General features: G+C 72.3%; 17 protein-coding genes and 2 pseudogenes. 13 read left to right on the forward strand and 6 right to left on the reverse strand.

All coding sequences use genetic code 11. The features are described 5' to 3' along the window. Positions 1 to 334 precede the first annotated feature (334 nt). The 4 genes and pseudogenes from ACI78U_RS09345 to ACI78U_RS09360 all read left to right on the forward strand — a co-directional run bounded on the left by ACI78U_RS09345 (position 335) and on the right by ACI78U_RS09360 (position 3,270). Positions 335 to 1,270, forward strand: a complete 936-nt coding sequence (locus ACI78U_RS09345) for a hypothetical protein (protein WP_456875026.1) — start codon at positions 335 to 337, stop codon at positions 1,268 to 1,270. A 321-nt stretch (positions 1,271 to 1,591) separates the two neighbouring features. After that, positions 1,592 to 1,720, forward strand: a complete 129-nt coding sequence (locus ACI78U_RS09350) for a hypothetical protein (RefSeq protein ID WP_456875027.1) — start codon at positions 1,592 to 1,594, stop codon at positions 1,718 to 1,720. 332 nt (positions 1,721 to 2,052) lie between these two features. Then, positions 2,053 to 2,369, forward strand: a pseudogene (locus tag ACI78U_RS09355) (IS5/IS1182 family transposase); the annotation flags it as partial. Positions 2,370 to 2,610: 241 nt separating this feature from the next. Further along, positions 2,611 to 3,270 (forward strand): hypothetical protein, encoded by a 660-nt coding sequence (locus tag ACI78U_RS09360; RefSeq protein ID WP_456875028.1) that lies wholly within the window; start codon positions 2,611 to 2,613, stop codon positions 3,268 to 3,270. A gap of 845 nt (positions 3,271 to 4,115) precedes the next feature. On the opposite strand, the gene ACI78U_RS09365 is transcribed toward ACI78U_RS09360, so the two are convergent. Together ACI78U_RS09365 and ACI78U_RS09370 are read right to left on the reverse strand one after the other, a co-directional pair. Continuing rightward, positions 4,116 to 4,997 carry an SAM-dependent methyltransferase gene (locus tag ACI78U_RS09365; RefSeq protein WP_456875029.1) on the reverse strand — a complete coding sequence of 294 codons (882 nt, stop codon included), beginning with the start codon at positions 4,995 to 4,997 and terminating at the stop codon, positions 4,116 to 4,118. A gap of 576 nt (positions 4,998 to 5,573) precedes the next feature. Next, positions 5,574 to 6,032 (reverse strand): ROK family protein, encoded by a 459-nt coding sequence (locus tag ACI78U_RS09370; RefSeq protein WP_456875030.1) that lies wholly within the window; start codon positions 6,030 to 6,032, stop codon positions 5,574 to 5,576. On the opposite strand from ACI78U_RS09370, the gene ACI78U_RS09375 reads away from it, so the two are divergent. The 3 genes from ACI78U_RS09375 (at position 5,952) to ACI78U_RS09385 (ending at position 7,915) form a co-directional block, all read left to right on the forward strand. Then, positions 5,952 to 6,725 carry an enoyl-CoA hydratase/isomerase family protein gene (locus ACI78U_RS09375; protein ID WP_456875031.1) on the forward strand — a complete coding sequence of 258 codons (774 nt, stop codon included), beginning with the start codon at positions 5,952 to 5,954 and terminating at the stop codon, positions 6,723 to 6,725. The genes ACI78U_RS09370 and ACI78U_RS09375 overlap by 81 nt on opposite strands. Positions 6,726 to 6,918: 193 nt before the next feature. After that, positions 6,919 to 7,344: an SRPBCC family protein gene (locus ACI78U_RS09380; protein WP_456875032.1), complete on the forward strand. Its 426-nt coding sequence runs from the start codon at positions 6,919 to 6,921 to the stop codon at positions 7,342 to 7,344. 247 nt (positions 7,345 to 7,591) lie between these two features. Beyond that, positions 7,592 to 7,915, forward strand: a complete 324-nt coding sequence (locus ACI78U_RS09385; protein ID WP_456875033.1) for an STAS domain-containing protein — start codon at positions 7,592 to 7,594, stop codon at positions 7,913 to 7,915. A gap of 24 nt (positions 7,916 to 7,939) precedes the next feature. Here the strand turns inward: ACI78U_RS09385 and ACI78U_RS09390 are convergent. Both ACI78U_RS09390 and ACI78U_RS09395 read right to left on the reverse strand, forming a co-directional pair. Beyond that, positions 7,940 to 8,212, reverse strand: a pseudogene (locus tag ACI78U_RS09390) (DNA glycosylase AlkZ-like family protein); the annotation flags it as partial. A gap of 1 nt (position 8,213) precedes the next feature. After that, positions 8,214 to 8,528 carry a DNA glycosylase AlkZ-like family protein gene (locus ACI78U_RS09395; protein ID WP_456875034.1) on the reverse strand — a complete coding sequence of 105 codons (315 nt, stop codon included), beginning with the start codon at positions 8,526 to 8,528 and terminating at the stop codon, positions 8,214 to 8,216. A 134-nt stretch (positions 8,529 to 8,662) separates the two neighbouring features. On the opposite strand from ACI78U_RS09395, the gene ACI78U_RS09400 reads away from it, so the two are divergent. From ACI78U_RS09400 to ACI78U_RS09425, 6 genes are all read left to right on the forward strand, one after another. Continuing rightward, on the forward strand, positions 8,663 to 9,046 hold the full coding sequence (locus ACI78U_RS09400) for a hypothetical protein (protein WP_456875035.1): 384 nt from the start codon (positions 8,663 to 8,665) through the stop codon (positions 9,044 to 9,046). A gap of 141 nt (positions 9,047 to 9,187) precedes the next feature. Beyond that, complete coding sequence (locus ACI78U_RS09405) at positions 9,188 to 11,872, forward strand: hypothetical protein (RefSeq protein ID WP_456875036.1); 2,685 nt, start codon at positions 9,188 to 9,190, stop codon at positions 11,870 to 11,872. 82 nt (positions 11,873 to 11,954) lie between these two features. Beyond that, positions 11,955 to 12,317, forward strand: a complete 363-nt coding sequence (locus ACI78U_RS09410; RefSeq protein WP_456875037.1) for a hypothetical protein — start codon at positions 11,955 to 11,957, stop codon at positions 12,315 to 12,317. 272 nt (positions 12,318 to 12,589) lie between these two features. Next, positions 12,590 to 13,714 carry a DUF2235 domain-containing protein gene (locus tag ACI78U_RS09415; RefSeq protein WP_456875038.1) on the forward strand — a complete coding sequence of 375 codons (1,125 nt, stop codon included), beginning with the start codon at positions 12,590 to 12,592 and terminating at the stop codon, positions 13,712 to 13,714. Positions 13,715 to 13,886: 172 nt separating this feature from the next. Beyond that, a complete protein-coding gene (locus ACI78U_RS09420) occupies positions 13,887 to 14,819 on the forward strand; it encodes a thermonuclease family protein (RefSeq protein WP_456875039.1) in 933 nt (310 codons plus the stop codon). A gap of 63 nt (positions 14,820 to 14,882) precedes the next feature. Further along, complete coding sequence (locus tag ACI78U_RS09425) at positions 14,883 to 16,613, forward strand: M20/M25/M40 family metallo-hydrolase (protein WP_456875040.1); 1,731 nt, start codon at positions 14,883 to 14,885, stop codon at positions 16,611 to 16,613. A 27-nt stretch (positions 16,614 to 16,640) separates the two neighbouring features. On the opposite strand, the gene ACI78U_RS09430 is transcribed toward ACI78U_RS09425, so the two are convergent. Then, entirely contained in the window at positions 16,641 to 17,012 is a 372-nt protein-coding gene (locus ACI78U_RS09430; RefSeq protein ID WP_456875041.1) for a hypothetical protein, read from the reverse strand. Between the two features lies 1 nt (position 17,013). After that, positions 17,014 to 18,093 (reverse strand): M43 family zinc metalloprotease, encoded by a 1,080-nt coding sequence (locus ACI78U_RS09435; protein ID WP_456875042.1) that lies wholly within the window; start codon positions 18,091 to 18,093, stop codon positions 17,014 to 17,016. Positions 18,094 to 18,214: the final 121 nt, after the last annotated feature.

The following is an 18,214-nucleotide window of genomic DNA, read 5'->3' on the forward strand; positions in this document are numbered from 1 at the left end:
TCGATCAGCGCAACCGACCAGCGGACCTGGGTGGACAGGTCGCGCAGGTCCGGGGGCGGGAGGTCGGTCGCACCGGGTGATCGAGGACCCTCGCTCTGCGTCGGTCGTCGCCGGCCTGCGCGGTCGACCGGTCCTACCCCTTGTCTGGCTCTCGGCCGAGGACGATCCTGCGCACAGGCCTCGGACCGAGCAGCCGGCCCGTCGCCGGGTCCGTGCGGGGGAGCAGGTCGACGAGGGTGGCGCACCGATGGATCCACGCGAACCCGATGTGCAGGCCCCGGGAGAGCCATCCGAGGGGCGGGCTCGGACGGACGAGGTCGGGGTCGGCGGCCGGTTGCTGCTGGCCGCGTTCAGCTGCCTGACGGCGCTGGCCGTCCTGCGACTGCTGGTCGGGGCCTCGGCCCACCACGACTTCGCCTGGCGCATCCACAACGAGCTGACGGCGGCCTTCCTCGGCGCCGCCTTCGCCGCGGGCTTCGTCCTCTCCCTGCTCTCCCTGCGGGAGCGGCGGTGGAGCCGGGTCCGGATCACCGTCGTCACGGTGGCCGTGTACACCGTCCTCACCCTCGTCGCGACGCTCATCCACAACCACGGTCTGCGACTGGTGGCCGGGGCACCGTCCGCGCAGTTCGCCGCGTGGTTCTGGCTCGTCGTCTATCTGGTGGTCCCCGCCGGCTGCCTCGCGGTCTACCTCGGGCACGAGGCGCGCCGGGTCCGGGCCGAGCCGGTCGGCCGCCCGATGCCGGCCTGGCTGGTGGCGCTGCTCGCCGTCCAGGGCGCCGCCATGGCCGGGGCCGGTGTGGTCCTGTACCTCGGTGGTGCGACGGTCCACCACACGCTCGACGACATGACCGGTTTCTGGCCGTGGGAGCTGGGGACGCTGAGCGGCCAGGTGGTCGGTTCCTGGCTGATCGCCTTCGGAGTCGCTGCCGCGCTGGGCATCCGGGAGCGGGATCTGACCCGACTGGTCATCCCCGCGGTCGCCTACACCGTCTTCGGGGTGCTGGAGCTGCTCGTGCTGCTCCGCTATCGAACCGAGGTGAGGGCCGACGACCCGTGGGCGTGGGGCTACGCGGCCTTCCTCGGCACCCTGGTCGTCACCGGCGGATACGGCTGGTGGGCCGGCCGACGCGCAGCGGACGACACGCACCCGGGGCCGCGGCCCCCGGGACGAGCCGGCCCACCCGCTCCTCGAGGACGTCTCCACGGCCGCAGTCGAACCGGTCCGGATGCCGTGAGCGCCGCGGCGACCGGCCCCGGCCGCGACTGACACCGCACCAGCGCTCGTCCGGACGCCGGCCAGAGGGCCTCAGTTCGTGATGTCGTCGACCCGGGTCGACTGGCGCAGTCGTGCACTCGCACCAGACCCGGATACCGGGCGCAGGACATCGATCAGACCCTGGAGGCCTCCGGTCGACATCCCACCCCGACGTGAGGCAGGAGGATGGCGCGGAGGAGCAGCGCGAGACGATCGACGTCGAGGCCTCGGTCCAACGGGTCTGGGAGGTGCTGCTCGACGTCGAGCGGTGGCCGGAGTAGTGGGCGTCGACGGTGACCTCGGTGCGGCGGAACCCGCGTGGCGGTGACGTAGATGGCGGCGTTGCCGTGGGTGTGCCCGAAGGTGAAGGCGTTCAGTGTCCCGTCGTCGACGACGCCGAGCCGCACCGGCCGCACGCCGGCCTCCCGGCACCGGCGCTCGACGATCTCGGCCAGCACCTGAGCGCGGATACCGACTGGTGTCGTACCCGTCGCCGGCGCGGGGGATCTCGTAGGCCGGGATGAGCGACCGGACGAGGTAGGGGGCCACCGCGCACTGGCCGCCGACGACCACGACCGCGACGACGACCGGCACCCACAGCGGCGCACCCCAGGACAGCAGCACCGCTCCACCGGCGACGAGCAGCGCGCCGAGCAGTCCCAGCGGTGGCCGTCACCCTGGGTGAGCGTCCGTTGCTGTGTCCGAGGCGGTGGAGCTGCCGGACCGGGCCTGCGTCCAGTACCGGATGGAGGCCGTCACGCGGACGGTGTAGCCGCCGGCGCGGACGCGCCCCGCTCGGCGGCCCGCGGCATCCGTGCCGCCGGCCGCTGGAGCTGCACGCCCACAAGGGCTACGACGACCCACGGGTGCGTCGCTACCTGCGCCGCCGCGGGATCACCGCGAAGGACCGCCCGCATCGGCCACGACTCCGGCGTCCGCCTCGGCTCCCGCCGCTGGGTCGTCGAACACCCTGAGCTGGCCGTCGTCCTGCCCATGCCTCGCCCTCCGCTTCGAGCGCACCGCCAAGACGATCACGGCGCTGGCCCGCGTGGCCGTCACCCTCGTCTGCGTCCGCCAGCGCGAGCCTGGTCAGCGCCCTCACGTCGGCTGATCGGCGGTCGAGTGACAACGATCCAGGTCCACCTGGACCGTTGTCACCGTGAACGGCCACATGCCTGGTGTGACGACCGGCGGGTCGATGGCGACGATGACGTTCCGCTTCGCTACGAGGCCACTGGACAGGTGCTGTGACCCCGATCACAGTCTGCGCGGGGTCAGGGGGAGGCTCATCAGGGCCCTACGACGGTCGAGAGATCAACGGCAGGTCGACACCGCTCAGTGAGGAGCCCCCCATGAACCGTTCAACACGTGCCGGCGTTGTCCTGGTCGCCAGCGGAACGTTGGCGCTGATCGCGTCGCCAGCGGGAGCCCACTCCGGTGAACCGGCGCCGGACAACGACGCCGGCTGGGTCCCGATCGAGCAGTTGCGACCGGATTACTATGGCGCGTTCTCGGGTCCGGCGTGCGGCACCACGGTGACGTTCACGACCGGTGACGTCGCCGAGGTCGAGGCCCGTGAGACGGTGAACGAGGACGGCAGCGTCCTGCTCGAGATCCGCGGCGAACAGACCGTCGACGTCACACGCGAGGACACCGGCCAGACGATCGAGGAGCTCGACATCTCGGGTGAGGGCTATGAGCTGTTCCAGCCGGACGGCACCGTCGAGAACTACCTGGAGGCGAACTCGATCCTGCTCGCCGGCTTCGGCCCCATCGATGAAGCCGCGTTCGACGCCGCTGGGCTGCCGCGTCTGTCATACCTGACGAAGGGCTCGGTCACCTTCCACTTCTCAGTCGACCTGGAGACGGGCGAGCTGCTCACCGAGACGATCGATACCAGCGACGCGCGCAAGGTCATGGACCTGTGCACGTGGTTCGACGGCAACCGCGGTCGCGGCGACGGTGAGGGTGGCGGTCGCTACGCCCACGACAACTGGCAGGGCCACGACTGACGAGCCGAAGGGACACCGGTCACCGGTGCCCTCGCCACGGTGATCATCGGGCTGAGCGCCGGCCCGGCTGCGGCCTGGCCGGGCGGAGCGAAGCCGGGGTAGCCGACCAGCTCACCCGGCGTCGAGGAGACCGGCCAGACCGATGAGGCGTGCTCGGCGACGACCGGTCACCTCGACCAGTTCGACCAAGGACCGTCCCGTACGCGGAGCGACTCACGGCGGCGGTGGCAGCACGTCCGGCGAGTGCTGTCACCGCCGCCTGCGAGTCCAGGTCTGCCGGTGACTGGCCGCCCACCCGTGCCGCGACGCTGCCGCAGATCAGCAGCAGCGCCGGCGGTACGTCGGGGTCGGACGCCCACGCCCGACCCCGGCCGCGCCACCAGTCGCCGCCCCGGGTCCGCCGGACCCGCGCGGCCGGTGACCGAGTCGGTGACGACGATCGACGTCGCGGTCCCAGCCTGACCAGCAGGTGCCGTACCGGCGATGGGTCGCTGCCGATCCAGCCCTGGGTCCGGGCGGGCAGCGGCAGCCACACCGCCCAGGACGGCGCCACCGCCGACGTCACGTACGCGGTCACCGGCCACCGCTGGATCCAGGCCCTCGTCGACGGCCGGCATCGCCCACCGACCGGTGCCACGGTGAGCCTGCGGGGCACGCAACAGGTGCACCTGCAGACCAGGGGAGCCGCCCGCCGCGGGGACCGCTCCCTCGAGGAGACGTCACTGCCGGTCCGGGTCACCGGCACGTGGCCGAGGCCTCGGCGTCGGGGATCACTGTGCCGGCCCTCGTGAGGTGGCCACGAGGTCCGAGGATGTCATCCCTCCTCGTCCCGGTCGGCGAGGCGGTCAGGTCGGCTTGCGACCGACGGTGATGGCCGGGCTGCCGAGGGGAGTGGGCGTGGTGGTGACCGCGTCGAGTCCCGCGTCGACGAGGGCCTGTTGCGCCGAGGCGTCGTCGAGGGCGGTGCCACCGTAGGCGAGGGTCCGGAACCGGTTGAGCGCGTCGTCGACCGGGTCGCCGACGTACTTGCCGTGGCCGAGCACCAGATAGCCGCCTGGCCGGAGAGCTCGGGTGACTGCCCGCAGGCCCGGCCGCAGCGCAGGTTCGGGGACGAACGGTGCGGGCACCCAGCCCAGGTCGTAGGCGTCCTCCTCACCCAGCGTCGCGACGTCCTGCTGCCGCAGCACGACCCGATCGGCTGCAGGGCTGGCTGCGCGGACCCGCTCGGCCAGGGCGAGCACGCGGGGCAGGACGTCGATGCCGACCACGGTCACCCGCGGCAGCGCTTCGGCCACGGCGACCGCCAGGGCGCCCACGCCGGTGCCGACGTCGAGCACGCGGGCGCCGGGCCGATCCAGTGCCGCGAGCAGCCCTGGCATCGCAGTGGCGGCGAACTCGACGAACCGGGCCCCGTTCCGCGCGCTGGCCAGGCCCTGGGCCAGCAGCGCCTCGTCGGGCTGCTGCGCCCACAGCACGGCATCCCCGCGCACCGCCGCCGCGGCCTGCAGCAGCGGAGCGGCGGCCTGCGCGGCCGCGGCAGCCGGGTCACGCCCGGCGAGGGCGGCGGGGAGGTCGAGGTCGAGGGCCGTGGTCACCTGTCGGGCGGCGTCGGCCAACGGGGTGGCTGCCCGGTCCCGAAGGGACAGCACGAGCGCCGCAGTGGTCCACGCGGCCTGGTCGCCGTGGTACAGGAGCTCGTGGAGCCGTTGCTCGGGTGACTCGGTCACCCTCGGCAGCGTGACCCCCGTCGATACCGGCGACAAGGACCCGTGCTGCGCCGCTCCTCCGAGGGTCTGCCGAGTCGTCCGCCGACGCCGGACACGAGGTAGCGGAGTCGGTGGACGGTGTCGACCGCAGCGGCCTGGCTCACCTCAGCGGGCAGCGGCTCACTCCGCTGTCGGTCGCGGCAGGCCGGGTGTTCGCGAGGGGACGGGTGAGGACGGTTCCCGTGGACACGTGTCGGCCCCTGTCGGAGCCGGCGCGCCGGGCGCGCGACAGGGGACGGAGACGACGGCGGCCGGGACCCCGTGACACCCGATAGGACGCGCTGGTCCACGACGCCCCGGTGACGTGGCGGCGGTCGCACCGACGTGGTCGGGCCGGCGGCTGCTGACGGGTCGAGATCGCCGCCCGGAGATCGCGGAGCGCCGCTGCGCGGGCTCCGCTGAGGGCAGGTCGGGTCGTGACCTGGGCGGCCCGGAGGGGGACGCGCCGGGGGAGTCCAGCCGCGCGGTCGGAGACAGCCTGCAGCACGGCCGGGTGGACACCCCAGGCGCCGCCGACGACGACCAGCTGGGGATCGGTCACCGCGACGAGGGCCGAGACCACGCCGCAGACCGCCTCGGCCAGGGCGGCCAGAGTCCCGTCCGCACTGTCGCCGTCGGTGTCCACGGCGGACAGCAGGCGGTCCACGTCCACCGCCGTGGAGTCCTGGTGCCGCAGCCGCGGGTCGCGAAGACGTCGGTGAAGGCGACGGCGCGCCCGCCCGGTCCGCGGGTGAGCACGTGGGCGATCTCCCCGGCGAGACCGCCCCACCCGCGCCGGACCTCGCCGTCGGCGACGACGGCACAGCCGAGTCCCTCGCCCAGGTACAGGTACACGAAGTCGTCGAGGCCCTCGGGACCTGCGGCTGCCCGCTCGGCATCCTCTAGGGTCGGTCGACGGTGTGAAGGGGAGGGCGGATGGCCGACTTCCTGCGGGTCAGCGTGCACGACCGGGTGGGCTGGATCGAGTACGACCGCCCGCCGGTCAACGCCTTCCACTGGGAGATGCTCCGGGAGGTCCCGGAGGCCCTGAAGCGGCACCTCACCGACCCCGCCGTCCGGGTGGTGGTGATCGCCAGCGCGCTGGACGCCCACTTCAGCGTGGGCGCGGACCTGCGGGTCTTCGCGGAGATGGACGACGGAGGCATGCGCCGCTGGGTGGGCGTGTGCCACGACCTGGTGCGCAGGATGCGTGCGTCGCCGAAACCGCTGCTGGCGGCCGTGCACGGCACCGCGGTCGGCGGCGGTCTGGAGATGGTGTTGCACTGCGATGTCCGCTTCGCGGCGAGCACCGCCCGGCTCGGGCAGCCGGAGATCGGCATCGGGTTCATCCCGCCGGTCGGCGCCACACAGGCGCTGGCCCGCCTGCTGGGCCGGCCTCAGGCGCTGCGTTTCCTCTACGACGGCGCCCTGCTCGGTGCCGAGGAAGCCCACCGCATCGGCCTCGTGGACGTCGTGGTGCCTGCTGAGCGGCTGCGTGAGGAGGTGCAGGGCTACGCCGAGGGGCTGGCCCGGAAGCCGGCGCGGGCGCTGGCGGCGATCCGGCGCTGCATCACCGAGGGTGTCGACCTGCCCTTCGACGAGGGCCTGGCCATCGAGCGCGAGGAGGCGGTGGCGCTCGGCGCGACGGCGGACTTCCGTGAGGGGCTGGCCGCCTTCCTCGCCAGGCGGCCGCCGGTCTGGTCGGACTGACCTGGCACCCGCCCGGTGGGTGCTGGACGCCGGACGTGCGAGCCGTTCGCGTCTGCGACCGGACCGCTGGTCGGACGAGTCCGGCTCCGTCCCGGTGAGACGACGGGAGCCCCGCGACCGGCATCCCGTCCTCCCGCGCTCTCCAGCGAGGCGGACGCGTCGACACGTGATCTCGCAGGAGCAGGATGGTCCGGTGGAGCAGCGCACGACGGTCGACGTCGGGGCCCCGGTCGGTCGGGTCTGGGAGGTGCTGCTCGACGTCGAACGGTGGCCGGAGTGGGCGTCGACGGTGACCGCGGTGCGGCGCCTGGACGACGGCCCGCTGGCGGTCGGGTCCCGTGCCCGGGTGGAGCAGCCCCGGATCCCCCCGACCGAGTACGTGGTGACCGAACTCGAGCCGGGGCGCTCGTTCACCTGGGTGGCCACCGGCCCGGGCGTCCGCACCACTGCTCGGCACGTGGTGGAGGACCTCGGCAGCGGCGGCACCCGCGTGAGTCTGTCGGTCGAGCAGGCCGGGCCCGTGGGCGCGGTGGTGGGGCGGTTCTACCGCCGCCTCACCGATCGCTACCTGGCGGCCGAGGCCGAGGGGATCAAGGCGAGGAGCGAGGGACCGCGGTGACGGGACGACCGCCTCGCGGTGCTTCCTATTGCACGCGACCATCTGACCGGTCAGCATGTAGCGCGAGGCGCTGCTGGTCTGGCGGCCGGTCGAGAGTCCGGCCTGACGCCCACGTCCACGGGACGCCGTCGGCCCACCGGCCCGGCGTCCCGCCGGGGGATGCCATGACCGCACCGATCCTCGCAGTGCCCCCGCCCAGGACCTCGGGCGCCCGCTGGCGATCTCGACCGACCTGCGAGCCGGTCGGGTGACGGTCGCCGGCGAGCTCGAACGGGCCACGGCCCACCACCTGCTCGACGTCCTCGAGGCCCTGACCCCCAGCGGTCACCACACCTGGACCGTGGACGCTGCGGGCATCACCTTCTGCGACGTGGAGGGCATCCGCGTCCTGGCCCCGGCGCAGTCCCTCGCCCGCAGCCGGGGCCGGGCGCTGGTCCTGGTCGGTCCCCGGCCCTTCCTCGTGTACTCGCTGGTCCTGGTCGGGATGCAGAGCCTCGTCGACCCGCCGTCGGCCGGGAGCGTCCACGGTCGTGTCGGTCCGGCCCGGCGGCGGGAGACGACGCAGCGCTGAGCCGGTGAGCACGGTGGCCGCCTTCCCCGGCCGGGCCGCCCACATGGCCTGCCCCCGGCCGTCGAGGAGCACCGAGCCGACCCATCCGCCGGGACCACCCCGCAGCGGCACGTGGTCGCCCGGGGCGACCACCCGGCTCCGGTTGGCGTAGGACAGGGTCGCGTTGTCGTACTCGGGCAGGAAGCGGACCGGCGCCGGGGTGTCGGGATGGGGCCGCGGCCCGTCGGGCAGGTCCACCAGCTCCGCTCCCTCCTCGGTGCGGAACCGGCGCAGGCGTGGACCCAGCCGGTCCACCACCTCACGCAGCCGGGTGAGCCCGCACCACGCCCACGTCGCGCACGGTGGCCGGCCCGAACGCCGCCAGGTAGCGGAGCACGAGCTCCTCGAGCGACGTCCCCGGGGCCGGACGGTCGCCCAGCCAGGCAGCGACGGTCGTCATCACCGCGGCGCCGCGACCGCTCCACAGCCCGCGGGGCGGCGGCTGCACCCACGGCACCCAGTAGCTGACGCCGAACCCGGGTGCAGTCCGGGAACCCGGTCGTGTGGACCGCGGCCGTGCCGGAGGACCGGGCGGCGGCAACTGGGCGACCCGCCGGGCGCTCCGGCTGACCACGCTGTTCCGGCCAGATGCTGCCGTGACGCATCAGTGACGGGTGCGTGACGGGGCTTGGGCATGCTCGCGCTCGACCGAGCGGACCCAGGAAGTGAGGCAGCGGTGCCGCTCAACCGGGAAGAGGGGAGCAACAAATGACCGAGCAGCCGTACGAGCAGCCGCCACTGAGTGATGAGGCACAGGCCGAGGCCCGCCAGGCCATCGACGAGTCCGCTGCCCTGGCCGCGGGAGTCGTCTTCGCCGTCGTGGACGGCAACGGAACCCTGGCCAGGGGCTCCGGAGCGGTGTCGGCGACCAAGCTCGCCGACGGTGCGTACCAGGTCATCTTCAACCGCAACATCCGCCGGGGTGCCTTCCTCTGCACCATCGGGCTGTCTGCCGACGCAGGCGCCTCCCCGCCCGGCGAGGTCATCGTCAACCTCCGCGTGGGCACCAGCAACGGCGTCTTCGTACTGACGCACGACAGCACCGGGAAAGTCGAGGACCGGTCGTTCCACCTGGCTGTGATCCTGCCCTGATCCACGACGACACCGGCACCTGCGTGACCCGGCCCCGCTCTGCTCCTGAGCGAGCGGGGCCGGTTGCGTTCCCGGACAGATCCCTGATCGGTGGCATCTCCTGGCGATGCCATCGCCTGGTCTCGATCCGTCGGAGGCGACATGGTGGCGCATCTGGTCCTCGACGGCCGGGTGGTCGACGCCGACAGCGGCGCACCACTGGCCGGCATGGCCGTCACGGCCATCACACGATCGTCGTCTCCGCTGCCAGGGACGGTCTCTGACGGCGACGGAGCCTTCCGACTGGAGGCCCCGCTGGCCGGCGTGTCCCCTGCGGACGACCCCTCCCTCAGCTTCGTCGTCAGCCTGGACCGAGACGGCCGGCCCATCCACCGCACTGCCCCCGTCCCGCTGTCCGAGCTCGCCTCGGACGACCTGCAGATCGCCGTCCCCGGCGCCGACCTCGCATCCGTCCTGACGCGCGGGGAACTCGTCCTCATCACGGACGGCGGCGCGGGAGACCGGCTCGCGGTGGGGCAGACCCTGCTGCTGTCGGCCGCCCGCCTGCGGCCCGGCAGTGTGCACACGGTCGCGCTCACCGTCGACGGCGAGCCGTACGCCACTCACCGGCTGGTGGCCGACCAGCTCGGCGCGCTGCCGCCCACGGTGGTCGCGCCGCGGTTCGGCCTCGCCGGCGCAGACGGTGGGCCGACCCCGGCGGAGGCAGCCCGGCGGTGGGCCGGCCGTGCCCTGTCCGTCACGGTGGACGCGGCCGGCCGGACCGTCGCGAGCGCGACGCTGCCGATCGTGGACACCGGCGGCACGCCGTCCGGCTTCGTCTGCGATGCGGCCGGCCGGCCGTCGGACGTGGTCACGGGTACGGCTGACCTCCTGTTCCTCCGCCTCGACGGCGTCCGGGAGGGAACGGTCATCAGGGTGTCCGTCGTGCCGTCGCAGTCGGAGTGGGTCGTCGGTGATGCCATCGAGCCGGTGACGGACATCGACGGCCGACCGCTGGTGGTCGAGACGGTCGTCGCGGGGCCGGAGGAACCCGTCCGATTGATCGAGGCGGACCGGCTGGTTCCTGGCTCCTTCGACCTGGTCGTCCGCCCCGTGCGGTACGGCTTCGAGGCTGACGAGCTGCCTGCCCTGAGCCGGCACGACCTCGTCGTCGGCCGGTTCGCCCCGGGCCTCCTGGTGCGCGACCAGGCCCTCGTCGACCAGCCTGTCCGGCAGGCCGTGGCTCCGTCCGCGCAGATGACCGGGACAGCCGTGTCAGAGGTCATCGGAGCAGGCGTCGCGTCCGGCTCGCGCGTCCTGCCCGATCCGGGCACGTTGAGGGAGTTCCGGCACGTCGGGGCGTTCACCATCGACGCGTCACTGCTCCTCGCGAAGGGCCTCAGCACCTCGCTGACCGTCGAGGACGAGAACACCGCGTACTTCGAGCCGGGAGCGTTCACCCCGGTCAGCCGCACCTTCCGTCGCCAGGCGATCGTCCGGTTCCCGGCCGATGCCCCGGGGGCGACCACGCCCGCCCAGGTCAGCACGGCGCGGCCCGACTACCCGGTCGTCGTGGTGGTGCACGGCAACGGCCACCAGTTCACCAGCTATGCGTTCCTCCTGGAGCACCTGGCCGCCAACGGGTTCGTGAGCGCCTCCATACACATGCCCAGCGGGGTGCACGGCCTGGCCCGCGCGAACGCCTTCTTCGACCACCTCGGCCTGCTCCGAGTGCTGTTCGGAGCCGTGCTGCAGAACACCGTGGGGGTCCTCGGGCACAGCCGGGGAGGGGAGGCGGTGTTCAAGATCGCCCGCCTCAACCGGTCCCTCGGGCTGGCCATCGGACTCAAGGGAGTCCTCGCCCTCGCGCCGACCGATCAGTACGGGCGCGAGACGCTCGTCGGACTGAGAGCCGTGCCGCTGCACGTGCTGTACGGGGCCAAGGACGCGGACGTCTCCGGATGGCCGCCCTACGCGGGCTACGACGTGCGCCAGTCGGGCTTCTCGCTGTACGACCGGGCCGACGGCCGGGACAAGTCCATGAGCTTCGTCGAGAACGCGACCCACAACGGCTTCGTGACCACGAACGAGGCCTCGCCGCCTCCACTGCTCCCCGCCTCGGCCCAGCGCACGATCCTGCTCGCAGACGCCAACGCCTTCTTCCGGGCGACGCTGCGTCAGGAGCCGGAGTGGACGGGCGTGCTGCGCGGTGACTCGGTCCCGGGCAGCGTCGCGTCGACCGGCGCCAGGATCCACCACCAGTACCGCTCCACCCGGCGCCGGACGCTCGACGACTTCGAGGGTGCGCACACCCCGTCCAGCTGGAAGACCGGGACGCTGGGTGGCGCCGTGACCCAGGTGGGCCTGCCGGCCGACCCGGTCGAGGCCCAGCTGTACCCGCACGACGACCGCTCACCGCACGACACCGGCGGGCTGCGTCTCGCCTGGAACAGCACCTCCGACGCGCTGTCGATGTCGGTTCCGTCCGCGGCGCGGGACGTGCGGACGTTCGCGGTGCTCAGCTTCAGCGTCGCCAGGGTGGCGAAGAGCCCGTCGAACCCGGCGACGCGTCCGCAGGACCTGCGTGTCGTGCTGGAGGACGGCAGCGGCCACGAGCGCTCGGTACGAGTGAGCGCATTCGGCTCGATCCCGGTGGAGGCGGCCGCGAACGAACCCGGGAACGTCAAGTCGGCGATGACGACCGTCCGCATCCCCCTCGCCGCGTACACGAGTGCCTCCGACGGCGACGAGCCGGTCGACCTCAGCGACGTCGTGGCGGTGACGTTCTCCTTCACCGAAGTGCCGACGGGCGACATCGCGCTCGACAACGTCGAGTTCAGTGACTAGACGGCGATCGACGGAAGGGCGACGGATCATGTCGGTGGTCCCCGTGCCGGACGGTGGTGTCAGGTGGCGCGCCCAGGAGACGGTGCGTGAGGTCGCGGCCCGGCCGCACCTGCTGCTGCGCCTCGACGTCCTCGGGCCGCAGTTCCCCCAGCGGGATGTGGTGCCCTTCGTCCGGCTGAGCGACGGGCAGTCGTCCACGGGGGCGCTGATGACGGAGGTGTCGGACGACGGGACGTCGCTGCGTGCCTACTTCCCGACCGACGTGCCGTTGATCGGCCGCATCGAGTTCGGCTACGGCAGCGAGGTGCTGGGCACGCTCCCGATCGAGACCGGAGGGGAGGTCGAGCGGCTGGACGTGGCTCGGATCGTCTCGGCCGTACACCGGGTGACGAGGGCCGATCCGGGGGCGTTCGCCGCCCAACTGCGTCGAGCCCGGCGACCGTGACCGTGACCGAGGGCGGCGCCGGACACCGGCCCCCCGTGGTGGTGACGTCCGGCTCGGGACAGGCCTGGATCCGGCGTCCGGCCGGCCGGTGGCGCTCCAGGGCGTCGTGGCACCAGACCGATCGCCGACGCTGGTCGTCACCGTCGGCATGCGGGGTGGTCGCTGGGCAGACCCTTCACGGCGCGGTGACGCCGACGTGACGCCGCACCGCGACGATCGGGTGGACGCCGACGGCCATGTCGGGTGACGACCCCGGTCCGAGGGGGATGACCGTGACGAACGCGGACGCACGAGGGACGGCGAGCCGGGGAGCACGCCGCGGCATCAACATCCCCGTGCTGCTCGACGGCACGTGGAGCGACACCAACACCAACACCAACGTCGGGCAGATCCACGGGCGGGTGCGCCCCGACACGGCCGGCCTGACGCAGGAGCGCTGTTACCTCGAGGGGGTCGGCACCGGCCGCCTAGACCGGATCCGGGGTGGCCTGTTCGGCCACGGCCTGGAGAAGGTCATCCGCCGGGCCTACGGCCACGTCGCGCAGCACCACCGCTCCGACGACGACCGCATCTTCCTGATCGGCTACAGCCGCGGGGCGTTCACCGCGCGGAGCCTGGCGGGGATGATCGCCAAGTGCGGGCTGCTGGACCCCGATGACCTGTCCGCCGAGAGGGTCTTCGAGCGCTATCGCAACAGGAAGACGCCCGGTCTGCGGGAGATGCAGACCGGTGAGCAGCCGGCGCGCACGGCCGAGGATCGACTCGTCCTGGAGCGCTCACGGCTCGTGCGCATCCGCTTCATCGGGGTCTTCGACACGGTGGGCAGCCTCGGGATCCCCGCCGGCCTCGGACGTTTCCTCACCCGACGCAAGTACCAGTTCCACGACACGAACCTCAGCGGGCTGGTCGACGTCGCCTGTCACGCCGTCGCCGTCGACGAGCACCGCAGGCAGTTCGAGCCGACGCTGTGGACCGACGTGCCGAGACCCGTCCCGGGCCACCGGACCGAGGTCGAGCAGCGCTGGTTCGCCGGGGCACACGGCAACATCGGTGGCGGCGGGACGTCCACGCCCGCCACCGGGAACCCGCTGTCGCTGCTGGCCCGCGAGTGGATCGTCGACCGGGCGGTCGCGGCAGGGCTCGTCGTCGATCCGCCGGATGCCCCGCTCAGGGGAACCGAGTGGAACGGGCCGATCCACGACTTCCAGACGACGGCCCTCGGCCGCCTCACCCGCCTGTGGCCGCTGAACGAGCCGCTCCTGCGACCGGTCGGCAAGACGGTCGAGGAGACGCTCGACCGCAGCGTCCTGCGCCGCTGGGATGACGCCGATCCGCCGTACCGTCCCCGCAACCCCGGCCTCGCAGCGTGGGTGCAGTCGCACCGCGCCGCCGGGTGACCCGCCTGCCGCCGGCTCGTGCACGTCAGCGATGCGGACGCCTGCCCTCGTCCATGCGCACCGGTTCCAGGAGTCGCGGGACCTCCAACGCGCCACCACGAGAGGGGTCGGGATCGTCGACGAGGCCATGGATCTCGGGAACGGCGTCGATGGACGCAGGGGAGGGGCTTCGATGGCAGCGCCGCGCTACACGCTGGTCCTGGGCGACTTCTACATCCGTTACCCGGATCTCCCCCGCAATGGACCGGAACCGGACGGCGACACGATCAACTTCCTGCCGGACAACGACGACCTGGTCCGCGGCCTACCTCGATTCGGCACCGTCGGACCGGATCGACGCCACCTGGGGACGTACAGCACCCGGTTCGAGGGCATCGACACCCTGGAGATCCACTTCGAGAACCAGCACCAGGATCTGGAGTTCGCTGAGGCAGCGCGCGACCACATGCTGCAGACCATCGGTTTCGGTGAGGTGACGTTCTGGGCGGACCGGCCGAACAAGGTCAGAACCGCCGAGCACCACCCGCTCCGCGGCTTCCTGCTGGCCAGCGGAGTCGAGAGCAACGGACGCGTCCTCGGCCTGGTCTACACCGGCGAACCGGCCCTGCCGGGGCTCGAGGGCGTCGGTGACGGCGATCGCGCCTTCGTCGACGACGAACTGCTCGAGTCGAGCGTCAACGCCGAACTCGTCCGCGCCGGCCTGGCCTACGCCGAGCTGTACGCCACCACGCCCCTGGACGTGATCCACCGGATGCGCCAGCTCACCACGACCGCCCGCGCCGACGGTGTCGGGCTCTGGCCCGGGGAGGACCTCACCACCACCACCCGTGTCGATCCGCTCGGCGTGGCAGATCTGTCCACACTGATCATGTTCCCGAAGCTGTACCGGCGACTGGTGAGGTACTTCAAGGCCGGCCACCGTGACCTCACGTCCTTCGACACCTGGCTGCGTGCCGACCCGATCGACCGCGACGACCGGGTCCTGCTGCCCACCGGAGAACTCGGCAACCTGCACGACCTCTACGACCTGACCGCCGAGGGGATCCGACTGGTGCACCTGCCCGAGGAGCTCACGTTCGCGCCCGATCCGCCGGTACGCCGCTGAACGACCCGACTGCCCCGCGCAGCACTCCGGGCGTGGTGTCGTCGCAGATGGGGAGGATCCGCCATGAAGGTGGTCCTGTTCGACCTGGGAGACACCCTCGAGCACGAGAACACGTTGCTCCCCGGCGCCGTCGAGACCCTGACGGCCATCGGCCGGATCCGGGACGAGGAGCACCAGCCGGTGAGGAGGGGGCTGGTGTCCGACTTCGACATGCCGCACAGCCCCGCCGAGATCTCGGCCATCCGGCGGCGCTACCTGGCCATCCTGGACCATCTCCACATCCGGGACTTCTTCGAGCCCGTGGACGTGGGAGTCACCCTCTCCACCGAGGTCGGGGTGCACAAGCCGGACCCGCGCGTGTTCCGAGCGGCGCTGGACAAGTTCAGCCCCGGCCTGTCCTTCGGGTCCGCGTTGTTCGTCACCGAGAACGAGGACCACGTGCTGACGGCCCGGTCACTCGGCATGCGTGCCGTGCACCTCGCCCCCGCCCCGGGCGCGTCGGGTGACATCACGACGCTCACCGATCTGATCCCCCTCGTGCACGGTTTCGCGTCCTCGCCGCGTCCCGTGGTCACCGGGATCGCGCCGTGGAAGGCCGTCGACGTCGACGGCGGCGACGCCCACAGCTGGGCCAGGTTCGGTGACGACGTCTTCCTCGTCGATCCACCGGACCCGACCGGCGGGAGACGCCACGCCGGCACGACGCCACGGCGGGCACAGGAGGTGCCACGAGACCACCTGCGCCTGGTGATCCAGTGCGGCCGCTCGTTCCAGAAGGCGCACCCCGACGTGCCCGTGCTCCTGGACCACGGGAGGTTCCTGGTCGTCGCCGTCGACCCCTCGCGCGAGTCCGCCCTCCACGACGGGAGCGGAACCCGCTTCGTCGTTCGATCCCTCCCCGACCGACAGGTCGTCTTCACCTCGTCGCCGAGCGGCCGAGGCCGGGGTACCCCCGTCCCCTGGATCCAGGCGCTCGTGGACGGCGTCAGCCGCGCTCCGTACGAGGCCGACGTGGCGCACCTCGCCTCCTACCCGACCCGGCACTCGACGTCCGGCTCCTTCCGCGAGGCGGCTGCCTGGGTCGGCCGTCAGCTCGAGGACATGGGATACGGGGTGCGGACGCAGGCGATCACCGTCGACGGACGCGCCAGCCTGAACGTCATCGCTGACCGCCCAGGACGGCGATCGGGCAGCAGGGGGCTGGTGGTGGCCACTGCCCATCTCGACTCGGTCAACCACGACGCCGGGGGAGGGCCGGACGTGCCCGCCCCCGGAGCGGACGACAACGCCTCGGGCAGCGCGGGCGTGTTGCAGTTGGCCCGCTCGCTGCGCGACCACCCGGCCGCCGAGGACCTGCGGTTCATCGTGTTCGGAGGCGAGGAGCAGGGTCTCCTCGGCAGCCGCCACTACGTCTCCGGGCTCGACACCGCCGAGCGGGCTCGACTCCGCGCCGTCGTGAACATGGACATGATCGGGTGTCTGAACCGAACACCCACCAGCGTTCTGCTCGAGGGCGCCGCCGTCTCACAGGCCGTCATCGACGGCCTGGCGCTGGCGGCCGCCACCTACACGGGGCTGGTCGTCGAGACGTCGCTGAGCCCCTGGGGCAGCGACCACCTGCCCTTCATCGAGGCGGACCTCCCGGCTGTGCTCACGATCGAAGGCGCCGACCAGGCGAACGAGCGCGAACACTCCGAGAGAGATCGCATCGACACCATCTCCTTCGATCTCGCGCTCGAGATCCTGCGGATGAACGTCGCATTCATCGCCGCTGAGCTCGACACGCTTCCGTGACCGGTCGCGCCACGAGCCGTCCGGCCCTCACCCGGAGTCCATCGACGAGGGACGCCGGACGGCGAGACGATCCGGGGTGAGGTCGGTGATCTCCAGCACCTGCGGCGAGCCGCCGACGACGACGCGTACCCGGTGCGGGTTCTCCGCATCGACCTGCCACACCCCGGTCGTGACCTCGGGAACGTCCGCGGCCCCGGTGCCCACGCGCCGGACCGTGCCGTCCGCCTCGAACCGGTACCCCGCCCGACTGCGCTCCCGCCGCGGGAAGTCGAACCCGGCCGGCCGGTAGACCTCTTCGGTGTCGGAGTCCTCCTGCCGCGAACGGAGCCACGACTGGCACAGGAGACGGGTGTCGACCGGTCCGCCCAACGTGAACCCCCAGCTCGGAGCGGATGCCATGCTAGTCGACGGGGACCCACGAGACCCCGTCGAACTCCAGGGTCGGACGGGTGCCCCGCTCGTCGCTGACGGCCGAACGGGTGCCGGCGGCGCTGCTGGTCTCGAGCCGAGGAGTGACCACGGGGGTCAGTCCGGTCGAGTTCGCGAGCGGCGCCCGGGGACCGGCCAGGGTCGCGTCCATCCGCCGGACCTGGCCCTTGGTGAACATGAGCATCGTGTCGTCGTCGACGTAGTCCATGTAGTTCACGAACATGTCGCCGTTCGGCCCGTTGTCGCAGGTGATGTGCGGGAAGTCGGACAGCCGGACCTCGGACCCGTTGGAGTCGGCCTGGTTGGGGGTGTCGTCCACGTTGTCGGAGCCACTGCAGCCGCCGCCGTCGTCGCCCCAGATGTGCAACAGGTTCAGCCAGTGCCCCACCTCGTGCACTCCGGTCCGGCCGAGGTCGTAGGGCGCCTCGGCGGTGCCACCGGAGCCGAATGCCGCGTTGTTGACCACCACGCCGTCCGTCGCAGCGGGGCCGCCGGGGAACTGTGCGTACCCGAGCAGCCCACCACCGATGGTGCAGGTCCAGACGTTCAGATAGGAGTCGCGGGGCCATGCGGCCTTCCCGAACTGGTCGAACTTGATCATCGCGTCCAGCTTCTCGGTCGCCAGCGGATCGAACGGGTCGAACGGGAAGGCTCTCTTCGAGGTCCACGTGCGCGTGATCCCCGACGTGGGGTTGCCCTGTGGGTCCCGTACTGCCAGTGCGAACTCCACGAGTGCATCTGCGGCGAAGACGCCGAACGGCGCTGGGATCTGGCTCTTGTCCGGGTTGAGCAGGCGGTAGTCGCGGTTGAGGGCGGCGATCTGGCTGTCGATCTGGCTCTGGTCGATGTTCTCCGTCTCCGTGTGGTGGACGACGTGGACCACCACGGGGATGCGGATGACGCCCGTGCGCATCGCCACCCGAGCCGCTCTCGTGCCGGTCTCGATGGCACGTCTGTTCTCTCGGTACACCGGATCGGTGTCGGCGAGGTGGAAGTGGTGCGGCATGGTCGCGCAGGTCCGGCGCGGGCGAGCGGTCCCGGTCTCCGTCATGACGGCTCTCCTCGAGGTGCAGTGGGTGGGAGTCGGTGGAGCGATGGCGCCCGGCACGTCGGGAAGACGGTGCTGAGCGCCCCTGCTCCACGCAGCTGACGCTCCCTGCCGACGGAGAGGC

It is taken from the genome of Geodermatophilus sp. SYSU D00710 (assembly GCF_054050195.1).